Source organism: Marinococcus luteus (genome assembly GCF_900106595.1).
Lineage (GTDB): Bacteria > Bacillota > Bacilli > Bacillales > Marinococcaceae > Marinococcus > Marinococcus luteus.
The window spans coordinates 148,877-167,660 of sequence record NZ_FNNC01000007.1; the positions used below are offsets into that span (position 1 = coordinate 148,877).

19 protein-coding genes and 1 pseudogene are annotated in these 18,784 nt (G+C 45.0%); 14 read left to right on the forward strand and 6 right to left on the reverse strand.

Annotation, left to right across the window (positions count from 1 at the left end; all coding sequences use genetic code 11):
* Nucleotides 1-17 precede the first annotated feature (17 nt).
* The 3 genes from BLV22_RS13885 (at nucleotide 18) to BLV22_RS13890 (ending at nucleotide 2,403) form a co-directional block, all read left to right on the forward strand.
* Nucleotides 18-1,049 carry a zinc-binding dehydrogenase gene (locus BLV22_RS13885; RefSeq protein WP_091616568.1) on the forward strand — a complete coding sequence of 344 codons (1,032 nt, stop codon included), beginning with the start codon at nucleotides 18-20 and terminating at the stop codon, nucleotides 1,047-1,049.
* 109 nt (nucleotides 1,050-1,158) lie between these two features.
* Complete coding sequence (locus BLV22_RS15120) at nucleotides 1,159-1,326, forward strand: hypothetical protein (RefSeq protein WP_176967788.1); 168 nt, start codon at nucleotides 1,159-1,161, stop codon at nucleotides 1,324-1,326.
* 27 nt (nucleotides 1,327-1,353) lie between these two features.
* On the forward strand, nucleotides 1,354-2,403 hold the full coding sequence (locus tag BLV22_RS13890) for a galactitol-1-phosphate 5-dehydrogenase (protein ID WP_091616570.1): 1,050 nt from the start codon (nucleotides 1,354-1,356) through the stop codon (nucleotides 2,401-2,403).
* Between the two features lie 60 nt (nucleotides 2,404-2,463).
* On the opposite strand, the gene BLV22_RS15210 is transcribed toward BLV22_RS13890, so the two are convergent.
* Complete coding sequence (locus BLV22_RS15210; protein WP_091616573.1) at nucleotides 2,464-3,354, reverse strand: universal stress protein; 891 nt, start codon at nucleotides 3,352-3,354, stop codon at nucleotides 2,464-2,466.
* A gap of 260 nt (nucleotides 3,355-3,614) precedes the next feature.
* On the opposite strand from BLV22_RS15210, the gene BLV22_RS13900 reads away from it, so the two are divergent.
* The gene (locus BLV22_RS13900) at nucleotides 3,615-4,502 is read left to right on the forward strand and encodes a universal stress protein (protein ID WP_091616575.1); all 888 of its coding nucleotides are present in this window, start codon (nucleotides 3,615-3,617) and stop codon (nucleotides 4,500-4,502) included.
* A gap of 111 nt (nucleotides 4,503-4,613) precedes the next feature.
* Here the strand turns inward: BLV22_RS13900 and BLV22_RS15215 are convergent.
* Together BLV22_RS15215 and BLV22_RS13905 are read right to left on the reverse strand one after the other, a co-directional pair.
* Nucleotides 4,614-4,763 (reverse strand): annotated as a pseudogene (locus tag BLV22_RS15215) (acetamidase/formamidase family protein); the annotation flags it as partial.
* A gap of 93 nt (nucleotides 4,764-4,856) precedes the next feature.
* Nucleotides 4,857-6,416, reverse strand: a complete 1,560-nt coding sequence (locus tag BLV22_RS13905; protein WP_091616577.1) for a BCCT family transporter — start codon at nucleotides 6,414-6,416, stop codon at nucleotides 4,857-4,859.
* 681 nt (nucleotides 6,417-7,097) lie between these two features.
* Between BLV22_RS13905 and BLV22_RS13915 the strand changes: the two genes are divergently transcribed.
* The 6 genes from BLV22_RS13915 (at nucleotide 7,098) to BLV22_RS13940 (ending at nucleotide 12,620) form a co-directional block, all read left to right on the forward strand.
* On the forward strand, nucleotides 7,098-7,496 hold the full coding sequence (locus BLV22_RS13915; protein ID WP_091616581.1) for a VOC family protein: 399 nt from the start codon (nucleotides 7,098-7,100) through the stop codon (nucleotides 7,494-7,496).
* A 197-nt stretch (nucleotides 7,497-7,693) separates the two neighbouring features.
* On the forward strand, nucleotides 7,694-8,635 hold the full coding sequence (locus BLV22_RS13920; protein ID WP_091616583.1) for an alpha/beta hydrolase: 942 nt from the start codon (nucleotides 7,694-7,696) through the stop codon (nucleotides 8,633-8,635).
* A 272-nt stretch (nucleotides 8,636-8,907) separates the two neighbouring features.
* A complete protein-coding gene (locus BLV22_RS13925; RefSeq protein ID WP_091616585.1) occupies nucleotides 8,908-9,225 on the forward strand; it encodes a hypothetical protein in 318 nt (105 codons plus the stop codon).
* Nucleotides 9,226-9,277: 52 nt separating this feature from the next.
* Nucleotides 9,278-10,339 carry a Rho termination factor N-terminal domain-containing protein gene (locus BLV22_RS13930; RefSeq protein ID WP_091616586.1) on the forward strand — a complete coding sequence of 354 codons (1,062 nt, stop codon included), beginning with the start codon at nucleotides 9,278-9,280 and terminating at the stop codon, nucleotides 10,337-10,339.
* A 168-nt stretch (nucleotides 10,340-10,507) separates the two neighbouring features.
* Nucleotides 10,508-11,680 (forward strand): iron-containing alcohol dehydrogenase, encoded by a 1,173-nt coding sequence (locus tag BLV22_RS13935; RefSeq protein WP_091616588.1) that lies wholly within the window; start codon nucleotides 10,508-10,510, stop codon nucleotides 11,678-11,680.
* 100 nt (nucleotides 11,681-11,780) lie between these two features.
* A complete protein-coding gene (locus BLV22_RS13940) occupies nucleotides 11,781-12,620 on the forward strand; it encodes a formate/nitrite transporter family protein (RefSeq protein WP_091616590.1) in 840 nt (279 codons plus the stop codon).
* A 43-nt stretch (nucleotides 12,621-12,663) separates the two neighbouring features.
* On the opposite strand, the gene brnQ is transcribed toward BLV22_RS13940, so the two are convergent.
* Nucleotides 12,664-13,989, reverse strand: coding sequence for a branched-chain amino acid transport system II carrier protein (gene brnQ, locus BLV22_RS13945; protein WP_091616591.1), 1,326 nt, complete (start codon nucleotides 13,987-13,989; stop codon nucleotides 12,664-12,666).
* A 362-nt stretch (nucleotides 13,990-14,351) separates the two neighbouring features.
* On the opposite strand from brnQ, the gene BLV22_RS13950 reads away from it, so the two are divergent.
* Together BLV22_RS13950 and BLV22_RS15130 are read left to right on the forward strand one after the other, a co-directional pair.
* Entirely contained in the window at nucleotides 14,352-14,600 is a 249-nt protein-coding gene (locus BLV22_RS13950) for a hypothetical protein (protein ID WP_091616593.1), read from the forward strand.
* Nucleotides 14,601-14,744: 144 nt separating this feature from the next.
* The gene (locus BLV22_RS15130) at nucleotides 14,745-14,891 is read left to right on the forward strand and encodes a hypothetical protein (RefSeq protein ID WP_176967789.1); all 147 of its coding nucleotides are present in this window, start codon (nucleotides 14,745-14,747) and stop codon (nucleotides 14,889-14,891) included.
* Between the two features lie 151 nt (nucleotides 14,892-15,042).
* Here BLV22_RS15130 and BLV22_RS13955 read toward each other — a convergent pair whose 3' ends face one another.
* Both BLV22_RS13955 and BLV22_RS13960 read right to left on the reverse strand, forming a co-directional pair.
* Nucleotides 15,043-15,912 (reverse strand): DMT family transporter, encoded by an 870-nt coding sequence (locus BLV22_RS13955; protein WP_091616595.1) that lies wholly within the window; start codon nucleotides 15,910-15,912, stop codon nucleotides 15,043-15,045.
* Between the two features lie 81 nt (nucleotides 15,913-15,993).
* Nucleotides 15,994-16,986, reverse strand: coding sequence for a YeiH family protein (locus tag BLV22_RS13960; RefSeq protein WP_091616597.1), 993 nt, complete (start codon nucleotides 16,984-16,986; stop codon nucleotides 15,994-15,996).
* A gap of 108 nt (nucleotides 16,987-17,094) precedes the next feature.
* Here BLV22_RS13960 and BLV22_RS13965 point away from each other — a divergent pair, with 108 nt between their 5' ends.
* Both BLV22_RS13965 and BLV22_RS13970 read left to right on the forward strand, forming a co-directional pair.
* A complete protein-coding gene (locus BLV22_RS13965) occupies nucleotides 17,095-17,967 on the forward strand; it encodes a LysR family transcriptional regulator (RefSeq protein ID WP_091616599.1) in 873 nt (290 codons plus the stop codon).
* A 159-nt stretch (nucleotides 17,968-18,126) separates the two neighbouring features.
* Nucleotides 18,127-18,771 carry a FusB/FusC family EF-G-binding protein gene (locus BLV22_RS13970; protein WP_091616601.1) on the forward strand — a complete coding sequence of 215 codons (645 nt, stop codon included), beginning with the start codon at nucleotides 18,127-18,129 and terminating at the stop codon, nucleotides 18,769-18,771.
* Nucleotides 18,772-18,784 lie beyond the last annotated feature (13 nt).

The following is an 18,784-nucleotide window of genomic DNA, read 5'->3' on the forward strand; positions in this document are numbered from 1 at the left end:
ATCGGGAGGAAAAGAGCATGAAAGCATTGGTAAAAACAGATTTAGAGCATGGAAGTATCGAAGTACAGGATAAACAGGAGCCAACGCCCGGGAAAGACCAGGTGAAAATCAAAGTAAAATATGCCGGGGTCTGCGGCACTGATATTCATGCCTATGAAGGTCACTATAAAGTTAATGCGCCGGTGACGCTTGGCCATGAATTTGCCGGGGAAGTGGTAGAAGTCGGCGAAGGAGTCAGCGATTTTAAGCCCGGGGACCGGGTCACCTCCGAAACGACGTTCTATATCTGCGGCGAGTGCCGGTACTGCCGGGCTGGCGACTACAATTTATGCAGTTGGCGCAAAGGGCTTGGCAATCAGTACGACGGTGCCTTTGCAAAGTATTTAATAGCCCGGAAAGCGAGTCTTCATCATCTTCCGGAAAATGTCGACTACCAGTCAGCGGCGATGACAGAACCGCTTGCCTGCACGCATCACGCGGTAGCTAAAACAGAGATCTCGGATGGGGAAATTGCGGTCGTTATCGGCCCGGGGCCTATCGGCCTGTTCACTGCCCAGGTGGCACAAAGCAGGGGAGCCAGAGTTATTATAACCGGGCTTACAAATGATAAAGTACGTCTGGAAAAGGCGAGAGAGCTCGGAATTGATTACGTTGTTAATTCGCAGGAAGAAGATCTTCATGAATTCGTCAACAGTGTAACCGATGGGTACGGGGCAGACATCGTTTTTGAATGTTCAGGTGCTGTACCGGCGGCCAAACAGGCAATTGGGCTGCTGCGGAAAAAAGGTCAATACGCCCAGGTGGGCATTTTCACTACACCGGATATTCAATTTGACTTTGATAAAGTAATTCAAAAAGAAATTCGTGTAGTTGGAAGCCGCAGCCAGAAGCCTGCTGACTGGGAGCCTTCGCTTGAACTGATGAACAGCGGGCTTGTGAATGCCCGGGCGATGGTCACTCACGAATTCGACATCACAGAATGGGATCAGGCCTACCAAAAAATTAAAGACGGAGAAGCTATTAAAGTACTGCTTACGCCTGTGGATTAGTACGCAGGTACTAATGCACGGAAAGGCAGGGAGCCCGGAAAAGAAACAGCTCCCTGTCCGCCGTCAGCGGCGGAAAAATACTCATTGAAAAGAAGCAGGGAGGAAAACTATGACAGAACTAATGCTTGATTTTATGTTGGGACCGATGCGTGCGATCGGTGAATTTTATTTTGACTACCAAATGATTTTCAATCCGATTATTGTTGGTGCGGCGTTAATAAAAATTTTGTTTGGAAAGAAAAAAGTAAAAAACGAATCAGCGAATTCAGAATCGTAATATCGTTTCTTTTGAAGGGAGAAGAACATGAAAAGTCTAAAACTTTACGGACGGCAGGACCTTCGGTTCGAAGAGACGTCAAGGCCGTCTGTTGAGAACGCTGATGACGTTGTTATTAAAGTCAAAGCTGCAGGTCTTTGCGGCTCCGACATTTCCCGCTACAAAAAGCTGGGCCCCTACGTGGAAGGAATGATTTTTGGCCACGAGTTCGCAGGAGAGGTCGTAGAGACCGGTTCAGGGGTATCGCAGATACAGCAGGGGGACCGCGTGGCAGGATGTCCAACGTTTCGGTGCGGGAAGTGTCTGAGCTGCCGGAAAGGGGAGCTTTCACGCTGTGAAAACCTGACTGTGATCGGTGCCCGTCACCCGGGCTCCTATGCTGAATACGTCAAGCTGCCGGCTGAAAATGTGCTGCCGCTGCCTGAACAGGTAAATTTTGACACCGCTGCCCTCGTGGAGCCTGCAGCTGTAGTGGCTCACGGGTTTTACCGTACGAGTATCCAGCCCGGAGCGGAAGTGGCTGTAATGGGCTGCGGAAGCATTGGCCTTCTGGCGGTTCAGTGGGCGAAGATATTTGGGGCTAAAAAAGTATATGCGATTGATATTGATAATGTAAAACTGCAAACCGCCGGGGAAGTCGGCGCGGACGTATTGATTAATTCGAGTCAGCGTCCGGCCCATGAACAGGTGGAGGAGCATACAGGCGGGTACGGGGTGGATCTTGCGGTGGAATCTGCAGGAGCACCTGCGACGTCTGCCCAGGTGCTCGCTCTTCCGAAGAAGGGCGGCGAGGTTGTGTTTATGGGCATCCCATATGCAGATGTCACTATTGAACGTTTTTATTTTGAGCGCATTGTACGTAATGAATTGCGGATACTCGGCTCCTGGAACGCGGTATCGTCGCCGTTTCCGGGGAAAGAATGGACGTCCGCGCTTCATTATATGAGCACCGGCCAGATTAATGTAAAGCCGATGATCTCGCATACTCCAGCTCTTTCAGATGGACCTGGGACTTTTGACGATTTAATTAACGGAAAAGGAAATTATGTGAAGGTCGTTTTTCATCCGGAAAAATAATAAATTAAATAAAAACCAGGCTGTTCCCCGGGTGAAGGGAGCCGGCCTGGCTTTTATATTTTATTGTTCTTCTTCCGGCAGGCGGGCAAGTAAAACATCACAATCTGCCCGGTGCACGATTCCTTCAGAGACGCTTCCAAGAAAAAATCGCTCTGTAGTATTTAAACCGGAAGCACCGACGATGATAAGGTCGGCTTTATACTTTTTAGCCAAATCTTCCGCAATAACGACCTTAGGAGCACCGTGGTGAAGCTCGGCTTCCACGTGCTCGAGGCCGGCATTCAGAGCTTTTTCCCGGTATTCTTCGAGCATTTTTTCCGAATAGCTTTCCATTTCAATAAACAGCCCAGTGTCATGCTGCTCCATGGATGTGAGTACAACTGAATCAATCACATGTGTAATCAAAACGGCTGCATTTTCTTCAATTGCCAGGGCGATTCCTTTGTTAAAGGCATGCTCTGCTTCTTTAGAGCCGTCAATGGCAATGATAATCCTTTTGTAGTCACTGTCTGAATCCTTTTTCCGGACGACGAGCACATCGCATTTGGCATTGCGCACGATGCCTGTAGAAACACTTCCCATAATGAATCGCCCGACCGTTCCAGCCCCGGAGGCGCCGGTAATAATTAAATCTGTTTCATAATCTGGAGCGAGATCTTTAGTAATGATGGTTTTTGGTACGCCGGTCTCCATTATTGTCTGAATATCAACACCGGCCCCTTCAGCCTCTGCTTTGTACAAGTTTAACAGTACTTTTCCCTGTTCACCGGCAGTTTCCATAATGGTTGGTATATAATGAATCAGGCGGTTCAACGTTCTGTACTCCACGACATGGGCGACCGTCAGCCGGCTCTGATGTTTCCTGGCCAGTGAGAGACTGCGGCGGAATGCCTGCATGGATTCATCCGAACTGTCTACAGCTGTGAGAATATTCTGGTAATGTTTGATCATGGTAACGCCCCGCTTTCTTTATAAAAGTAGATTTTCGAGCACGAAATGATCGGAAACAAAAGCGTAATGTCTCTCTATCTATGTCTATTATGAAACATATAAGCGAAGAACTCCACTGTATAATTTGGCAAAAAAAGTACAATAGAAAATCTGAATATAGTGCTATAATAGAGAGAGAACTAAGATAGCCGGGCTTACGGAAGCAAAAATCATTTCTGGCAGCGCCCGGTTTTGACGATGATGGATAGGGGGCAGGCAATATGGAAAAAAGGTACAATCGTATTTTAGTGGCAACAGATGGCTCCGTGGAAGCTGGGTATGCATTGAAAAAAGGTATTGCGCTCGCCAAAGCGTATGATTGCTCATTGGGGATCTGCTACATTATCGACTACAACCATTACAGCCAGGCCCGGCTTCATACTACGGATTTATTACAGGCTTCAAAGGAAAAAGGGGAAGAAATCATTGCTGATTGCAGAGAGAAAGCCGAAAATGCAGGGCTGACAGATATAACTGTGTTTTTGGAAAATGGCTCTCCTAAAACTACTATTCCCAAGGACATCGCGAAAAGATTTAAAGCGGACTTGATTCTTTGCGGGGCTTCAGGAATAGGCACATTTGAAAGATTCATTGTTGGAAGCGTTTCCGCAGGCATCGTACGGAATGCGGAATGTGACGCCTGGGTAGTTAGAAATAAACGGGATATTGAAAAATATAATAGCATACTGATCGCAGTAGATGACTCAGAAATGTCAGCCAATGCCTTTCGTGCCGGCCTGGCCATGGCAGAAGAGGAAGAAGCGAAGGCCGTGGTCACCCATGTTATTCATACACCGCTTGTCTCGTCAGTAGAGCAATCGAGGGGCAACGTCATTGAAATATTTAAGAAAAACGGCAGGAATCTGCTTGAAATATACCGGGAGCTCGCGTTAAAAAGCAACGTTCCCAACGTTTCCTTTGCTTTGGAGTACGGTTCACCTAAGATGGTGATTCCAAAGGATGCTGCAGAAAAATACGAGGCAGACTTAATCGTTTCCGGCGCCTCGGGGGTCAGCAGCGCAGAACGTCTTTTGCTTGGAAGTGTTGGGGAAAGTATCGTCCGCCGAGCGGAGTGCGACGTACTCGTTGTCAGAAATGAACACATTTAAAATTTTTTCAAATTTAATTTGTCAGTGAAGCTGGCTTTTTACGCAGGAAACCCGGCTGGACGGCAGCCGGGTTTTTTAATGGCAACTGCTGGTTGGCAGAAAAATATGCTGTTACAGGTAAGTGTGTTTTACCGTATGAAGAAGCCCGGCCGTTTCAAGAAGAGGTTCTGGCGCTAAAAAAGTAACAGTAACTACGCCGGGATGTCTTCCAATCTCAATAGAGCCTGTAATGGTTGCTCTGTTCATAATTTCCGGCAGGGTGCATGGCATGCATGCCGCAAAAATAGAAGCCGCTTCCGGTGACTTTACTTTATAAAAAACCGGGACTCATAAGGAGTCCCGGCAAAAGCTTTCTTATTCTCTTACGTTGTGAATCCATGCTTTGTCCTGATCCATCATTTTCTTCGCTGCTGCAATCGTCAGGAACTGTATGACGATTATTGGCAGTCCCATAAGTCCTGAAAGAACTTCGAGCGGAGGAAGGCCTCCAATTCTCATTAAGATCAAAGCGAGCGTGGTGATGATGACAGCAACCACAATACGAAGGAATTTAGAAGGCTCATTTTTACTCATATCTTCGGTGCTTGCATACGCTGAGATAGTATACGTCGTAGAATCAAGAGTCGTAGTCAGGAAGATCAATGCGACAACCATAAATATGACCAACGCAAGACCAGAAAGCGGCAGCGTAGTTAAAATTTGCGGTATAGCTGCCATACTGCCCTGATTTTCCACGATGCTCAGCACGTCGAGGTTTCCATTTAAAAACCTGTCTACGCCAAGTCCGCCGAGAACTCCTGTAGCAAACCAGGAGATAATCGTTGGAGCCATCAGATACGTCATAATCATTTCTTTAATGGTCCGTCCCTGGGAGATTTTCGCGGCAAATACGCTGTGCAGCATAGCCCAGGTAGCGTTATAAGCGAACCAGAATACGGTATTACCTTTTATATAGCTGGCTTCACCGGAAGAAAGGGCTTCAGTGTAAAAGGAAATGTTAATATAGTTGGTCATAAGAAACCCAAGACTGCCGGTGAAATAATTCAAAATAAATATTCCCGGGCCGGCTATCATAATAAACAGGGCGAATATCCCTGCCAAGTACATGTTAAACGTACTAAGGCGTTTGATTCCCTTTTCGATCCCGAGATAGGCGCTTAGAGAAAACATGAACACCCAGACGAGTGTTACGATGAGTGTAAGGCCAAAGCTTATTTCGATTCCCAACAGCTCTGCCAGGTTGTTGGTAATGATCGGGGACCCGAGCCCGAGCGTCACTGCAGCGCCTGCCAGAATACTGATCAGGAAAATAACATCTAAAAATTTACCGCCAAGGCCATCGGTAAACCGGTCACCAAAAAGCACCCGGCATGCTTCAGAAATACGCATTAACGGACGTTTGCGCACATGAAGAATGTAGGCCATCGCTGGCGCCGCCATAACGAAAATAGCAAATGTTTGAAAGCTCCAGAGGAACATACTGTAGGAATTCCCCCACATAAGGGCCTGTGTGGAACCGGCTTCCACACCGGTTGGCGGGTCGCTTGCTACGGAGGTCCACTGCACCATTCCGGTACGCATAATAGTGGAGCCGAGCCCCATAGCAATTAGAATTGACGAATATTCAAATAATGAAAAACGCGGTTTTTCCAACGGGTCCCCCAATACAACTTTTCCGTATTTGGAAAAAGAAAAATACAGCCCGGCAGCAAGAAGTATTAAACCATACCAGAGATAGCCCCATGTAAATACTTCCACAATGGAATCAAAAATCCCATTTAAAACTTCCATGCTGCGTGTCTCGTATAGCGCAAGCGGTATACAGATAGCAACAATGATTAAAAGTGCTGGTACAAAAATTCGGTAATCAATCAGCTTTAATTTTGACTGCTGATTGTTGTTCTGTTCACTCATTGATATTGATAGCCTCCTTTTTATTTTGTCTTTTCATGATGGCTGTGACAATTATGAATTGCAGGAAACAATAAGCAAATGAATCACAATAACTCCATATGAAAAATATCAATAATCCTCTCCTTCCTCAAAAAACAGCCGAATAAACTAAAACATGAATATTATTTACCCATTTAAAATCAAAAAAGCAGCGCCAGGAAGAGCGCTGCTTAAAAACTAAAATTAAATAGATCCGAGGAAAAAGAGAAGGGCAGTAATACAGCAGGTGTTTACTAGAACGAACAGTGCCTGCCGCCATTTTTTATAAAATATTTGTTCATAGTAAAAGTAATGAATCACAAAAACACTGACTATGGAGATGTACCCTGGGATATCCAGAAATCCCGCGAGAGCAAAGAAGCAGCCGGCGGACAGCAGGAGAGCTGGAAACTCCACTGCTACGGCCATTATAATCCATGGCATAGTCATCTTCGTATTCACCGCCACCATCCATTCTACTGAATTTTCTTTTATTGTAAGGCAGCATGAACAAAAGGAGGATAGGTCCATATATATAATTTTTTTACAAAGATAGAATGCTGGTTAGTTAATAAAGAAAAAACTAAGTCTGGAGTCCTGCTTCAAAGATTCTCATCAAGGGAACATAAATAGAAAGAATTAAAATAAAAGGAGCGGGTACAAATGGCGTCAATTAAACCTTTTCTTATGTTTCAGGGGAATGCAGAAGAAGCACTTAATTACTACGCGAGCCTGCTTGATGAAGCAAAAATTGTGAGCTTAAGCCGGTATGGACCGCATGAATCCGGTGAAGAAGGAAACGTTATGCAGGCCGTGCTTTCGCTGCAGGGGCAGGAATTCATATGTATGGACAGTAACGTAAAGCACGAGTTTACGTTCACGCCCTCTTTTTCGCTTTTTGTCAACTGCGAATCCGACCAGGAAATTGAGTACTTGTACAATCATCTTTCCGAAGGTGGTAAAAAGCTGATGGCTTTAAAAGATTACGGGTTCAGTAAAGGCTTCGCCTGGATCCAGGATAAATTTAATGTTTCATGGCAGCTGAACCTGCCTTCTGATTAACAGAGGTCTGGCCTGGGTGGAGAGTACACTTTGAAAAATCTTTACTGTTTTTCATTTATTGATTGTAGATGAATACAGCAGCCATTATAATAAAAATATCAGCATAGCCATTACTTTTGGCAAATTTTGAAAACGCATACAATTAATGTTTATTGTAATACAGTTTATGTCATCAGCAGAAAGCAGGAGAGCCGGACATGAAAGAAAAAATTCAGAATGAATTGCATGCAGTACTGGATGGGCTGCCGGAAATGAAGTTTTCGACCCGTGAAGAAATCAGAAACAGCCGTGTATTAACGAAACAGGCATTTGAAGGGGAAGCGCCCATCAGCCGCAGCAAAGTAAGAGTCACAGATAAACATATCCCCGGCCATGAGGAAGGGCAGAATATACGGGTTCGTATATATGAGCCGGTCATGCCGGTGAAAACAATTTCTCCGGGTTTATATTGGATTCATGGAGGCGGATATTTGAGCGGAACGCCGGAGATGAATGATGAGTTGTGCGAAAGGTTTGTGCTCGAAGCAGGATGTGTAGTTATTTCTGTCGCTTACCGGCTCGCTCCGGAGCATCCTTTTCCAGCCGGGGTGGAGGACTGCTATACAGGGCTTAAGTGGATGGCAGAGCACGCCGGAGAGCTTGGCATAGACGCAGAGCGTATCGGAGTAGCCGGGCACAGCGCCGGCGGGGGCCTAACAGCAGCTGTATCCTTGATGGCAAGAGACAGGGGCGGTCCCGAGATTGCTTTTCAAATGCCTCTTTGTCCGATGCTGGACTATAGAAATATTACTATTTCAAGCCGGGAAATTACGGATACGAGAGTATGGAATTATTATTCCAACCAGGCGGCATGGAAAGCCTATCTCGGTGATCAGACCGAAGATGTTCCCGCCTACGCTTCTCCAGCTCAAGCAGAGGATTTTTCTGGTCTTCCGCCTACTTATACCATGGTGGGAAGCGCTGATCCGTTTCGGGATGAAACGATAGAATATATCTCACGATTAAGCCAGTCCGGCGTTCAGGCAGAATTTCACCTGTATCCAGGATGCTTCCACGGCTTTGAAGGCATTGCGCCACAGGCAGAAGTCAGCCAGCGGGCGGTCAGAGGATATGTAGATGCTTTAAAGAGAAACTTATAATGAACGACATTATGCCCGCAGGATTCAGAAAATGATCGAAGATAATAAAAATACCGTCTAATAGCGCGAAGCCTCCTGATACCTTCAGGGGGCTTTATTATACGCACAGTACTGGAGGATGCTTGTTAAATGCTGAGGTGTAAAATTAGTTCCCTAGTAGAAGATTGAAATCCTCCTGGAAAGGTAATGGTATATATATGGCAAAACATTAAAAATCAGAAAGGAAAATCCGTCACGGTGCAAAAACACTCATCTATAAGGAGATGTTAATCGTGTTAGTTCTTCCTGGCCGAATAGTAAAAATCCGTATTCCATTAGATGATAAGGCTTCAGGAGAGAAAAAAGACGGCAAATACACCTTTGGGTTTCGATTTCCACAATGGCAGGGTAAAGGACGGTATGCTAACGGCGTGAAGAAACGGGCACGCATGATTTTTTATGTGAAAGATGAAGAAGGCCGATTAGTATTTCAATATCCGATTACAGAAATTCAGCGACAGGATCACTGCGTGATTTCCACAAGGTATGAAAAGCGCATTCCAAGTGAATTCCAAAGAGAGATTCGGCAGATTATTATCCACTTTGTGTGAATTAAATATAATAATACATTCTCGATCGAGAGAAATGAAAAGAGGGATTGCATTGGCTAAAAAAGAACAATCATCAGAAGAGCAGGCAAATGTCGTTATCACGAATGAGAACGGAGAAGATGAAGAAGTGGATCTTTATATGATGAGCGTAAAAGATATAAAAGCTCTTGCTGAAGAAAGTGGCCTCGAATTATCTTCCACCAAAAAACAGGATATGATTAACGAAATCATGGAAGAAGTGGGAAGTGAAGAAAGCGGAGAAGACCAGGGGTCGGAAGACGAAGAAAATAAAGAGAACGAAGAAAATCAGGATCAGCAAGAAGAAAGCGACGAAGAGCTTCCCGAAGAAGAAGAGCAGGAAGAGCCGAGCAGCGAAAATGAGGAGGAGGCTTCCTCATCTGAAGAGGAAGGGCAGGACCAGGCAAACGTCGTTATTACGAATGAAGACGGTGAAGACGAAGAAATTGATTTATATATGCAGAGTATAGAAGACATTCAGGCTCTTGCTGAAGAGAGCGGCCTTGAGCTTTCCTCTACAGATAAAAATGGGATGATTGATGAAATAATGGCCGAGGTTAACAGCGGCGAAAGCGGGGATCAGCCCGAAGAAAATACGGACAGGGAGTCTGAGGAAGAAAATCAGGAACCAGCGGGCAGTGAGGAAGATGCGGATGAAGATTCTTCAGAAGCAGAAAGCAGTGAAGAAGAACAGGAAGAGCCGGCTGCAGAAGACAACGGTGCGGAAGACAACGAAGACGCAGACTCTTCGCAGGAGCAAAACATCTCATCAGAAGAAAATGAAGAAGAAGCAGAAGAAAACAGCGGTGAAGTGGAACAGGAAGAGCCGGCAGCCGAAGAAGACAGTGCAGAAGAAGGTTCGTCGTTTATTTCTGAAGAAGCAACCAGCCAGCTTCTCGAAGATGTAAAGCAGTCGCTGATTGACGAATTAAAAGATGATTTATATGAAGATGTAAAGCAGGACCTGGTCCAACAGCTGCACGATGAGCTTATCGGTGATTCTAAAGGTGATCTGCTGGATGAAATCAAGTCTGAGGTTATGGAAAGTGTCAAAAAAGACTTGAACAGCGCACTTGCAAAGGATGAATCCGCATAAAAAGGCCCCGTTTCCGGGTCTTTTTTTATGTTTACATCCAGGGCAGGTCCCTCTTCTATGTTTAACCTGCCGGACTAAAAGGAAAACCCTATTCTGTGGTTAAAATAGATGTTCATTAATCATGGCAGACATCTTCGTTTAGCTTAAAACAACTAGGAGGCTTCACCAATGAGCAGATTTACGATTCCAAGAGATATCTATTTTGAAGATAACGCGCTTGAAGTACTGCGCACTTTTGAAGGAAAAAAAGCCACGCTCGTTATTGGCGGCGGCTCTGTGAAAAAAAACGGCAATTTAGCCCGCATTCAAGAGCATCTTGCTGCAGCAGATATTGAAACTGAAGTTCTGGAAGGTTATAATACGGAGCCAACCGCAAAAATGGTTAAAGAAGGAGCAGAAGAAATGCGTTCCTTTGCACCTGATTGGATCATAGGTATCGGCGGTGGTTCCGCAATGGACGCTGCTAAAGCGATGTGGCTCTTTTATGAACATCCGGAGCTTTCCTTTGAGGATGCAACGAAACCTTTTGAACTGCCGCGTCTCCGCCAAAAGGCGAAATTTGCCGGTATTCCTACGACAAGCGGAAGTGGATCTGAAGTTTCCAACCTTTCAGTAGTGGCAGACGAGAAGACAAACGTTAAGTATCCACTTGCGGACTTTGGCCTGACGCCGGATATTGCTATTATTGATCCGGTCATGGTGGAAGATCTGCCGAAGCATATTGCTGCTTACACGGGTATGGATGCTTTTACCCATACGATCGAATCGTACGTAGCCAAGCCGCGGACGTTATATACTAACATCCTCGCTCTCGGCGGTGCAGAAGTGATTAAAGATAATTTGAAGGCATCGTATAACGGCGACCATGAAGCCGGAAAGCAGATGCACAGCATTCAGGCGATGGCTGGAATGGCGTTTGCGAACGCGGTTCTTGGTAATGTGCACAGCCTTGCCCATAAAAGTGGTCCTACATTCGATATTCCGCACGGTTATGCCAACGCGATTTATCTCCCGTATGTTATTGAGTTCAACCGTGCAGTGGTAGAAGACCGCTATGCAGAAATTGCACGCCGTTTGCATTTAAAAGGACAAACAGATAAAGAATTGACAGATTCGCTTGTAGAGTATATTTTTGAACTCAACAAAGATTTAGGATTGGCTGTTACGCTTGAAGAATTCGGTGTTCCTGAAAAAGACTTCGAAGAGCATCTGGATACAATGGCTCAAAACGCACTAAGCGATCCATGTACCGGCACCAATCCAAGGGAAACATCCTTCGAGCAGATGAAAGACTTGTTCAAGGCTTCATATTACGGAAAAGAAGCTCTGGTAAAAGGCTGAGTATAAAAGGAAAAAGATAAACCGGAAACCCCGATTGCTTCGGGGTTTTTTCCTTTGGTACTGCTCCTGTGGCAGAGATCAGGAGAAGGAGAGATGTGTTATGCCGAAAGAACAAAAGTTCGGGACAGCCGACCGGCAGTATAAAGAACCGCCCGAGGTGGTGCAGGCGTTTGGAGAAAATGGACGTAACCACTTAAGCAAGGAATTCAAGGCACAGTTTCTGCTGGCAATCCTGGCAGGATCATTTATGACTTTCGGGGCGGTTTTTTCGATTCTCCTGGCAACAGGTGTAGAAGCGAAAGGGCTGTACTATCTGCTCTCGGGACTTGGTTTTACAGCGGCTTATGTGATGGTGTTTTTATCCGGCGCTGTATTATTTACAGAAATCAATATTCTGCTCCCGAGTTACTTATTTCGAAAGCCCAGCGTCTATTTTATGCCGATTGTAAGGTTCTGGTTCGCGACATACATCGGAAACATGGTTGGTGCACTATTCGTTGCAGCAGTTATTCAGCTTTCCGGCTCCCTGACGCCGGAATTTTACGGAGAGTTGCAGGTGTATTTATCGGACAAAATGAAATTTAAAGAAGCCGGCGGCATCGGCTGGTTCCAGGTTGTTTTGTCCGGCATTCTGGCTAACTGGTTAATCGGCATGGCATCGTTTCTTACCACAGCCGCGAGAGACGTTACAGGAAAAGTAGTGGCGACTGCGCTTCCGGTCATCTTGTTTGTGGCCGGCAATTTCCAGCACAGCGCGGCGAACATGGGCTACTTCAGTATGGGTGTATTTTCAGATACTGAGCACGCCTGGTATGAATACCTGCTTTTTAATCTTGTACCGGCAAGTATCGGGAATTTAATCGGCGGCGCTCTCCTCGTTTCTCTGCTGTTCTTATTTGCCTACCGGGAAGAGCTTCGTGATGGTGACGGCATTGAATAGAAAAAACTGCTCCTGAAAAGGGGCAGTTTTTTTATGGAATATTTTACTTTTCGTTAAAGGAAGTTTTTTGCGGGGAGTGGGAAGGCATCAGCCTGTCGAGAAGGCACCCGGCGGCGGCTCCGATAAGCGCAGGCACGACCCAGCCAAGCCCCTGATCAAAAAACGGCGAGGTCTGAAGAATACTTGTGACAGCCGGGGCGGAGAATCCTATACTTGAAAGCCCTTCGTAAAGCGCGAAAATTCCCGTAAAGATAATCGAGAGCTGGTACATTAGCGAACCTTCACCAATAATAGGGCGCAGAAGTGAAAGTACAATGAGCACAATAGCGAGTGGATAAATAAATACGAGTAAAGGAACCGCGATGCTTAAAATTAAAGACAAGCCTAAATTAGTGACCAGCATCCCGATGACTGTAAAAAATACGACAAACGTTTTATAGGCGACGCGGGGCATTACGCTGTGAAAAAATTCAGAGCATGCCGTTATTAGGCCAACGCTGGTGGTCAAGCAGGCAAGCAGAACGATCAAGCCAAAAAAGAAACTGCCGGATGGTCCAAAGAGCATGGCTGCGGCTGGTTCAAGGATGCCGGCTCCGTCGGTAATTCCCTCCTGCTGTGACATCTGAGCGCCAATCCATCCAAGCGAAACATAGACTATAGAAAGACCGAGTCCAGCTACTACAGTAGCTGCTGCGGCGCCGGACATCAGTTCGCGTTTAGAATGCGCCCCGTGGGCACGCAAGCTGTTAACAATAACCATACCGAAGGCAAGAGCACCGAGAGCATCCATCGTCAGATATCCTTCAAGAAATCCTCCAATAAAAGGAGAACTATTATAAGTGGCCCCAGCTGAGGAAGGATTTGTATCGAAAATAAAAAACGCCCGTATAAACAAAGCGGCTAAAGTAATAAATAGAATAGGCGTCAGCCATTGGCCCAGACGATCGACTATTTTTTCGGGATTTAAGCTCAACCAGAGGGTAACTGTGAAAAAGAGTAAGGAAAAAAGTAAAAGTGTCCACCAGGTTCCGATACCTGCTGCCGGAACAAAACCAATCTCATAGGCGACGTTAGCAGCCCTGGGAATACCATATAATGCCCCGATGGATAAATAAATCAGCACAGCAAACAACAGGCCGAATATGGGATGGACTCTGCTCCCCATGCTGATAAGCCCGTGTCGTGCCTGCACGACAGCCAGAATAGCAAGAATGGGAAGAAGAACGCCCGTAAAGAGAAAACCAAGGATAGCAGAAGTGAAATTATCCCCTGCAGAATAGCCAAGAAATGGCGGGAAAATTAAATTACCAGCTCCGAAAAATAACGAGAAAAGCATAAAACCGATAAAAAGAATACGTGACTTTTTCATACCGGCACCTCCTGAACGTAAGTAATGTCGCCACACAACGCAAAAAACCCGTTCCCAAAAAGGAAACGAGCCAAATTCTTAAGAGAGTCCTTGAAATATCATGCTGTACTGGATCATCTTGTGAGAAAATGACTATATAAGGAAAAGCATTATGTAAGTTTAATAATCATTCTATAATGTAACGCGTATCAGACGGAAAGTAAACCGTCAGCGTGCGAGGAGATAGATAAAAAAGTGTAAGCGGATACGCGGGGTGCTTGTGAAAAAGCCAAAGAAAAAATCAATTTTTTAATAATTTCGAGTGTATATCACATATGATAGGGTATATATGCATAGGTCCAATATCACTTGGGGGGAAAACTATGGGTAGAAGTATGAATTGGGTCAAAAACCATCAGTTTTGTTCTACAGTTGAAGAGCACAATGATATCGTTATTTTGGAAGTCCCTTATACAGCAAGCAATGAGCAATGGGAAGAAATACAGGAAATTATTAATGTTCTTCATGATAACGGATATGTGGAAGGTCAGACAAAACGTATCGATCAACTGCAGATTGAACTTGTGGGATTTAAAATCCCATGGAGCCAGCAAAGAATGAATTCCGGATAAAATAAGTAACAAAAATAACCATTTGATGAACAAAAGATTAAAGAAATTACGTTTACGTTACAAGTGAATAATAAAACACAAAAATCATATTTGGGTTGATATGATAGTGTTTAATTAATTATTTGGAGAAAAGAGGTCTGCAATTTGCGTAACCCAATTGTATTAATGATGGTAATGGGGCTTTCTATGTTTTATGTTATTGTGCCGTTTATGAGTATTGAGCAAATGCCGACCATGCTGACAGATGTGCAGCAGATTATGAAATCCATTACATCCATCAGTTTTTTATAATATACGTTCCATACGAGCCTCTCTGCTTATCTGCAGGAGGTTTTTTATCTTTTTAAAGGGAAGAAAGCACCCATTTATGCAAACTGTCTAAAAAATAAGGTGATGGCTCTTAACCTAAAAAAAGCAGCCCCCCTTCCCGGGAGCTGCTTTTTTAGGCAGACTGGCGCACGCTGAACGCAGTAATGGAGACCAGAATAATAACGATACCCAGGGCCTGAATGATTGCCAGGCTGTCTCCAAGCAGAACTACTCCAAACAATGAAGCGGTGACCGGCTCTGCCATGGCAACCATTGAAGCAGTAACCGGGGTAGTCAGCTTTATGCCGATAACGTACAGTACAAAGGAAATGCCTGCACCAACGAGCCCGAGCAACATAAACCATCCAATGTCACTGGAGGTCAAAACGGATACTGCTTCCTGTTGGTCGACAAACATCAGAAGAATCACACAAAAAACAAAAAAAGCGATCGTTAAAGAGGTTTCGGGCCTGCCGACTGCAGAGGCGTATTTAAATCCGAAAATAAACAACGCATACGAAAGGCCGGCACCGAGGCCAGCGGCGGCACCTGCAAGTGTAACCGAAGAACCTCCGGTATCATAAGCCCCGGTCAGAAGAAAGATTCCTACAAGCACTATTGCGATACATGCCCACTTGAAAAAAGTAGAGCGCTCCTGCTTTAGAAAAAAAGAAATCAGAAATACAAATATAGGTGCGGTATACATTAGCGTGGCAGCAATTGCTACGCTTGAGGCCTCGATACTAAGAAAGTAAAAGGTGAAATTGCCGGCGACGCCTGCCCCGGCGAGAACGGCCCATATAAATAAGCGGGCGGAGGGGGACCCGGTCTTTCGAATCCGTAAAAGGAACCATATAAAAATACAGACAAAACCTACGGCCCCCCGGTAAAAGGAAATAACTAACGGGTCCCAGCCCTTATGTAAAAGTATATCTGCCAATCCACCTGAAATACCCCATAGTATCGCGGCCAGTACTACTAAAATCGTACCTGAAAATTTCATTGTCAGCCTCCGCGATAGTGTGAATATAAGTGTTTACCCTGAAAGAAGTTGTTTCAAACGGATTTTGCAGCGCCGGTCAGGTTAAAGCATAACTTCGATAAGAACGTAGCCGGAAAAAGATAATAAAAGCGAGCCGCAAACTGCCACGGTAAACATCTTTAAACTAATTGTTTTAAAAGAGGCGGCAGGCATCTGCATACCAAAGCCGGCCATAGCCATGCCAAGAAAAACATATGAAGCTGAAACCATAAAAGCAACTGTGAAATCGCTGAGCAGATTAAAGGTATTGGCCAGACTCATTGCTAAAAATCCGAAAATAAACCAGGGAACCGGAATCACATGAGAACTCTGATTTTCTCTACGGCTTTGAAGCATGGCAATCCCAAGTGCTACCGGGATGAGAAGAGCGACTCTCGTTAATTTAATTACGAGGGCGTGGTCCTCCGAGACTGTACCGCCGGCTTCGGATGCTGCTACCGCATGGGCCACTTCATGGAGGGTCCCTCCGGATAAAACGCCGTATTCATATGCATTCATCCCCAGAAACGGAAACAGAAATGTATAGGAAATGGAAAAAACTGTACCAACTACTGCGATAATCGCGATGCTCGCAGTAGTTGTTTTTTGTTCTGCTTTTACAATCGGGGCGATGGCTGCGATAGCTGAAGCTCCGCAGATAGCTGTGCCACAGGCCGTTAACAGACTGAGCGTTTTATCTACCTTTAAAGCTTTGGCAACAAAGTAAATGAAGAGAAGCGCAATTAGTAACCCGGAAGCAGCGATAAAAAAAGCGTTAAACCCGGCTTCGTAAATATCTCCTAAATGTAGACGCGCGCCCAGCAAAATAATCCCGAGCCGAAGCAAATGCCTGCTTGAAAAAGTGATTCCCGGCAGCGCCCGTTCGGGCACGCCTGCGGTAAACCGCCAAAACACACCTAAAAGTATCGCAGTAACCAGCGCGCCCATCGCTGAGAATGGAGCGATCTCTGCGAGTGCGCTGCTGAGTACAGCAGCAATGAATGTAAAGATGACTCCGGACAACAGCGTGGGAATGGAAGAGGCAAATCGTTTCATCAGTCTTCAACTCCTAATCGTTACTGCTATTGTACTCCTGGGCTTTTTATTATAAAAACAAATATATATAATAGAATTAATTAATATTTTTAATAAATAGGAGGGCATATGCATATTGATGAAGTGAAAACTTTTTTGACCGTAGTGGAGGAAAAAAATTTCACAAAAGCCTCGGAGGTACTGTCCCTCTCCCAGCCGACTGTAAGCGTGCATATAAAAAACCTTGAAAAGGAATTTCTTGCTCCGCTGTTTCAGCGGACAACAAAGTCATTGATGCTTACAAGGGAAGGTGAGGTGTTTTTGGATCATGCCCGCCAGTTGATGGGCACCTACGCCCATATGAAGGAAGCCTTATATATGATGCACGAGGAAGTGAGTGGAACCATTCATATCGGGGCCAGCTTTACGATTGGGGAATACGTGCTTCCAAAAGTAATGGCCAGAATGCAGCAGGAGTATGAAGGTATTCAGTTTGAAGTGACGATTGCCAATACAGAAGAAATCATTCAGCTGGTCCGGACGCTGAAAGTCGATATTGGTCTGGTGGAAGGGCACAGCAGGGCTGCCGATATTACGCTGACACCGTTTCAGACAGATCGTCTGGCAGTAGTAAAGAGTACCTCCGACTCCTTTTCACCTGTAACCCGGGGGGAACTGCAGGACCAGAAATGGGTGGTGCGCGAAAAGGGATCCGGGACCAGGGAATCGTTTGATTATGTAATGAATGCAAACGGGATTCGCATACGTTCACTTTTGGTAATCAGCAGCACACAGGGGATTAAAGAAGCTGTTAAAAACGGCCTTGGATTATCTTTGTTATCAGAAGCAGCGATTGAAGAAGAACAAAAACACAATACGCTCGAGCTTTTATCCATCGAAGGCATCGATGCGAAACGAGTTTTTTCATATGTACTTCCGAAAAGAGCAGAGCGGACAAAAAATATACAGTTTATGATCGGATGCCTGACAGAGAATCTTTAACATTCGGCCAATTCTTTTTCTATAAAAACCAATTTGTTGTATACTAATACCGCGGTCTCAAGGGAATCACCAATGATGAATTTGTATTCACTGGTGTATAAAGCCTTTTGTTCAATGCCAGGAACAAAAGCTTATTATACTGAAATGAGGAATGGGTAAATGATTCAAATTGAACCATTTTTGCGCAATGATCAGTTTAATTTTATTAAAGAGCATGTATGGAAATTCGCTCATGCGCACGCTACAGTAAAAGATGCCGACGTAATTAGTGCATTAAAACACAGTGTTTTTGATCAAATTATTAACAGCTTTCATTCTATGAATGACGAGCAGGAAAAGCTGTTAGAAAAGGTTCTGTATGTAGAGGACAGCACTCAGGCAGAGCAGATTCTCGGTGAGTTGAAAATGTATGTTATTCCATTCCCGGCTGTCACCGCAGAACGGATTAAAAAGCTTTTTCCAAAGGCGAAAAAGCTGACAATTCCGCCGTTGGAAAAAGTGGACCTGAAAAATATATCCTATCTGGGCTGGAATGACATCCGGTCAGAACGAAAATATATTATTACTACGGACCAAAGGAGATTGACGGGTGTGTTTGGAACATTTCGGAACACTCCCGGAAAAGGCATCTGTACGATATGCAACAAACAAGAAGAGACAGGGCTTTTTATGGCAGTAATAAAGGCTGGAAAAGAAACATATACGAGCCGCGGCAACTATATCTGCCAGGACAGCGGCAGGTGCAATGAAAATATTACGGATCTCCGGCAGCTTGAAACATTTATGTACCATCTGAAAAAGTGAATACTATAAAAGC